At 62.2% G+C, this 4,537-nt stretch carries 3 protein-coding genes and 1 pseudogene; 2 read left to right on the top strand and 2 right to left on the bottom strand.

What is annotated here, in order from left to right; translation table 11 throughout:
• The first annotated feature begins 89 nt into the window (after positions 1-89).
• Positions 90-395 carry a ribbon-helix-helix domain-containing protein gene (locus EOA85_RS28560; RefSeq protein WP_077384009.1) on the top strand — a complete coding sequence of 102 codons (306 nt, stop codon included), beginning with the start codon at positions 90-92 and terminating at the stop codon, positions 393-395.
• Here EOA85_RS28560 and EOA85_RS28565 read toward each other — a convergent pair.
• Together EOA85_RS28565 and EOA85_RS28570 are read right to left on the bottom strand one after the other, a co-directional pair.
• Positions 392-1,102 (bottom strand): DeoD-type purine-nucleoside phosphorylase, encoded by a 711-nt coding sequence (locus EOA85_RS28565; protein ID WP_127211986.1) that lies wholly within the window; start codon positions 1,100-1,102, stop codon positions 392-394. The genes EOA85_RS28560 and EOA85_RS28565 overlap by 4 nt on opposite strands.
• 86 nt (positions 1,103-1,188) lie before the next feature.
• Positions 1,189-3,759 (bottom strand): ATP-binding protein, encoded by a 2,571-nt coding sequence (locus tag EOA85_RS28570; protein ID WP_127211987.1) that lies wholly within the window; start codon positions 3,757-3,759, stop codon positions 1,189-1,191.
• A 372-nt stretch (positions 3,760-4,131) separates the two neighbouring features.
• Between EOA85_RS28570 and EOA85_RS28575 the strand changes: the two are divergent.
• A pseudogene (locus EOA85_RS28575) lies at positions 4,132-4,537 on the top strand (flagellar biosynthetic protein FliO); the annotation flags it as partial.

The following is a 4,537-nucleotide window of genomic DNA, read 5'->3' on the forward strand; positions in this document are numbered from 1 at the left end:
CAATAGGCACTGCTCAAAGGCGCGAATCGCTGCAGATTGCGCCTAAAATCAACAAGAATGGCCAAGACCACTAAGAACGGGAGGTAACGATGTGCAGGGTTTTTGCCGGGCAGGATCCGGAGGGCTACCGGCAGATCAATCGATCGATCCGCATCGATGGGCACTCGACGAGTATCCAGCTCGAGGCGACGTTCTGGGCATTGCTCGACGAGATCGCCGACAGTCAAGGCTTAACGACGCCGAAATTCATCTCGAAGCTTTATGACGAGGCCATAGAGATCAATGGCCAGATTCCGAACTTCGCCTCGATGTTGCGCACGACCTGTGCCCTCTATCTGCGCGGCCATCGGCCGGGCATCGAAGAACACACGGCTCCGAAGCGGCAAGCAGCTTAACTTTCGCTCGCAACATCGAGTGCCAGGCGGGTCATATCGGTGAAAAGCGCCTGGCGTTCGGAATAATCGGTTTGCTCGCCGGTCACCACATTGTCGACGACAGTCAGGATCGACAGCGCCCGGGCGCCGAAATGCGCCGCGATGCGATAGAGCGCACTGGTCTCCATATCCACGGCCAGCGCGCCGTGGGCCTGCGCTTCGGCGAAGCGATCGCGCCCCTGAGGATGATAGAATATATCGCTGCAGATGGTCAGCCCAGCCTGATGTTCGATGCCGATTCCGGCAGCTCGGGCCAAGGCTCGGGAAAATAGCGCCGGATCGGGGCGAGCATCAGCACCATAGAGCCCAAAAACCTGGCCGCTCTCGGCACTTTCACCGCGCACCGACTGCGAGATCACCAGGCTGCGCAGTTTAACCGCGGCAGTTAGGGCACCACAGGTACCGGTGCGGATCAGTGTCCTCACGCCGTGGAAATCCAGCAATTCATGCGCGTAGATCAGGAATGACGAGACGCCGATGCCGGTGGACTGGATGCTGACGGGCTTGCCGCGAAACAAGCCGGTAAAACCGAGGGCTTCCCTTCGACGGTTGACGCAGCGCGGCGCCTCCAGAAAGGTTTCCGCCATCCATTCGGCACGCTGCGGGTCGCCCGGCAACAGCACTGTTGCGGCATAATCACCCTTGCCTGCCTCGTTGTGCGGCGTCACGGCATGCTCCCCCAAAACCCGCCGCCCGTTTCGCCCATAATCATGGCAGTCTCACGCCATTTCGCAAGTGCGAGAATTAGTAAGCCCTAAGATTCCAGCACATCCTTGACGATTGTGGCCAGTTGCTTGAGCGAAAACGGCTTCGGCAGGAAACCGAAATGCGCGTCTGCCGGCAGGTTTTTAGCGAACGCATCCTCCGCGTAGCCGGAAACGAAGACGAATTTGATGTCGGGCTGCCGCTTGCGCAATTCGCCAAGCAGCGTCGGCCCATCCATCTCAGGCATCACCACATCGGAAACGACAATGTCGACCTTGCCGCCGAGCGCCTCGAAGACTTCCAGCGCCTCGACGCCTGAGGACGCTTCGTGGACGGTATAGCCGCGCGACGTCAGGGCCCGCATGCCGCCCAACCGCACGGCATCTTCGTCCTCGACGAGCAGCACCGTGGCCGAACCCGACAGATCCTTGGCTGCGTCGGCGATCTTTGCCGGTGCAGCCGGCGCCTCGCCGGGTTCGCCCCCCGCTCTCGCCTCTGCAATGTAGCGCGGCAGGAAGATGCGGAACACCGATCCCTTGCCGACCTCGGATTCGCAGAAGATGAAGCCGCCTGTCTGCTTGATGATGCCATAGACCATCGACAGGCCGAGGCCAGTGCCCTTGCCGACCTCCTTGGTGGTGAAGAAGGGTTCGAAAATCTTCTTGAGTACTTCGGGGGCGATGCCGCTGCCGGTGTCTTCGACTTCGACCACCACATAATCGGCCGGCGCAAGTTCGCGGTAGGGAAGGCTCTTGCTCTCCTCTGTGGTCACATTCCGGGTGCGCACGGTGAGGTCGCCGCCGTTCGGCATCGCATCGCGCGCATTAACCGCCAGATTGACCACCACCTGCTCGAACTGCCCGATGTCGACCTTCACCGGCCACAGATCGCGGCCATGATCGACCTTCAGCTTTATGTCGTTGCCGACCAGACGGGCCAGCAGCATCCGCAGATCGGCTAGCACGTCGGTCAGGTTGAGCACCTCCGGCCGCAGCGTCTGCTTGCGCGAGAAGGCCAGAAGCTGCCGCACCAGCGACGCCGCCCGGTTGGCGTTCTGCTTGATGTTCATGATGTCCGGGAAGGACGGGTCCGACGGGCGATGATTGGTCAACAAAAGGTCCGACGCCATGATGATGGCGGTCAGCACATTGTTGAAGTCGTGTGCGATGCCGCCGGCAAGCTGGCCGACCGCCTGCATCTTCTGGCTTTGAGCCATCTGGCCCTCGAGCGCCTTTTGCTCGGTGGTCTCGACGGCGTAGACGATGGCCGACTCTTCGGCGCCCTCGCCGGTGCCGTCGGCGACCGCGTTGACGTAGAAGCGCATATGCCGTTCTTCATTGCCGGGCAGCAGCGTATCGATTGGTTCGATGTCAGCCTGCCTTTGTCGCGCTTTCTCGAACGCCGCGGCAAAGGCGGGCCGGTCGCGCTCATGGATCACCGAGTCCAGCCGCACGCGCCGATCGACCGCGTCGCCGTCGACGACGGAGGAAAACAGCGACAGGAAAGGCGCGTTGGTGCGCAAGATGCGCCCGCTGTTGTCGACAGCTGCTATTGCCATCGGCGTCGAATTGAAAAAGCGGGTGAAGCGGATCTCCGAGGCGCGAAGGTCGGCGGAAGCGTCCTCGCCTTGCGTCCGGTTGAGCACGATGGTGCGCGTCGGACCGTTGACGCCCTCGCGGCTGGCCGAGACCCTATGCATGAAACGCACGGGCAGCGCCTCGCCCTTCACTGTCGTCAGATCGAGATCGATGACCGCATTGCGCGTGGTGCCCGGATCGGCCTTGACCGAGCGAACCAGCGCCATGCCGTCGCCGGCGACGATCTCCGGAAGGGTGACGGCGCCAGGCGTGAAACTCGTCAGGTCGATGCCCAGCCACTCCGCAAGCGTGGCGTTGATATAGGTGACGCGGCCTTCCTGATCGGCCGAAAAGAAGCCGGCCGGCGCATGGTCGAGATGATCGATGGCCTCCTGCAGATCGAGGAAGAACCGCTCTTGCTCCGCGCGTTCTTCCGAGATGTCGGCGAGTTGCCAGGCGAGCAAGGGCAGCCGCTGGCCCGGGACGCTGAAGGCGCGGGCGCGGGCACGATACCAGCGCGCGCCCGGCTCGGCGCCGGGTCGAATGGATTGCGCAAGCCGAAACTCCCCGTCGCCGGGCTGGCCGTCGCGCAGGCCGGAGGCGAGCCGGTATATGGTCACCGAGGCCTCGGGAACGTCGGACAGCAAACCCTCGACCGTCTTGAGATCCGCCGAAGACGCCGCGCCCGTCATGTCGGCATAGGCCCGGTTGGCGTAGACGACACGACCCTTGGTGTCGGTGACCAGAAGACCTTGCGACATCGAATCGACGAAGGCTTTCGACAGCTCGTCACTCGTCGAGCGCGGTGTGATCTGCACGAAGCCGATGGCGGTGGCGAACAGGAAGCCGACACCGATCATCGCCAGCACACCAAGCATTCCAAGCAGGAATGGGTCGCCAAGACGTTCGCGGAAAAGGCCGAAGACGATCGCGGCGCCAGTCAGGACGACGATGAAGACGATGAGCCGGGTGACCGCACCCGGTCGCGTGTTCTGGTCGACGATCGGTACCGGATAGAAATCGCCGCGCGCTTCCTTGGCCATGTGCCCCCTGCTCGTGAAATCCGGTACTTGCCCCTGCCCGGTTGAATCACATTCTCAGGGTCCGGAAAAGGCCTTGGCGGCAAATGTCCGCTAAAAATGACGCCGTTCGGCGCCTGGTGTGGTGAATCCGAAATTCGCATTACCCTGGGTGCTGCGGGGAGCGAATTTCGGATTCACCACACCAGCAACGTGCCGAAAATCCAGTGTGGTGGATTTGAAATTCCGGAACGCTGACGCCCTCAATTCGTAGGGACTTCAAATCCACCACATTGGTGTTTCAAGCTGTTCAAGAGCCGCGAAAGGCGACTTGCAGTGGCGTGCCGCAACAGTTTAGTGTCGCGTCTTCTTCGAAAGCCGATATTGGGGGCACCAATGCTGCAGTGGCTGGATAGTGTGGCGGGTCCTGGTTATGCCGCGGCAATCCTGTGGACGTTTGTCGCGCTTGTCCTCTTGGTCATCATTCTCCTCATCATCAAGCTGGTCCGCAATCTGACCTTCGGAACATTCGTTGCCGGCGGCAGGAACCGCAAGACGCGCCTGGCCGTCATGGACGCCACCGCTGTCGACAGCCACCGCCGGTTGGTGCTGGTGCGCCGCGACGACATCGAGCACCTGCTGCTGATCGGGGGCCCGACAGACGTCGTCGTTGAACGCGACATCCGGCTGTCGGCGCTGCGCCGTCCCGCGCTGACCGGAGATGGTGGTGGCCATCAGCCGGCACCGCGGCCGCGCGCGCCTCAACCAGCTCCTGCGCCAATGAGGCAAGCACCGCCTCCGC

Origin of the sequence: Mesorhizobium sp. M5C.F.Ca.IN.020.29.1.1 (assembly GCF_003997375.1) — a bacterium.
Taxonomy (GTDB): Bacteria; Pseudomonadota; Alphaproteobacteria; order Rhizobiales; family Rhizobiaceae; genus Mesorhizobium; species Mesorhizobium wenxiniae.

What these genes read in the sequence shown, in the direction of transcription:
- EOA85_RS28570 (WP_127211987.1), bottom strand. Translation starts at nt 3,759, where the DNA reads ATGGCCAAGGAAGCGCGCGGCGATTTCTATCCGGTACCGATCGTCGAC.
- EOA85_RS28560 (WP_077384009.1), top strand. Translation starts at nt 90, where the DNA reads ATGTGCAGGGTTTTTGCCGGGCAGGATCCGGAGGGCTACCGGCAGATC.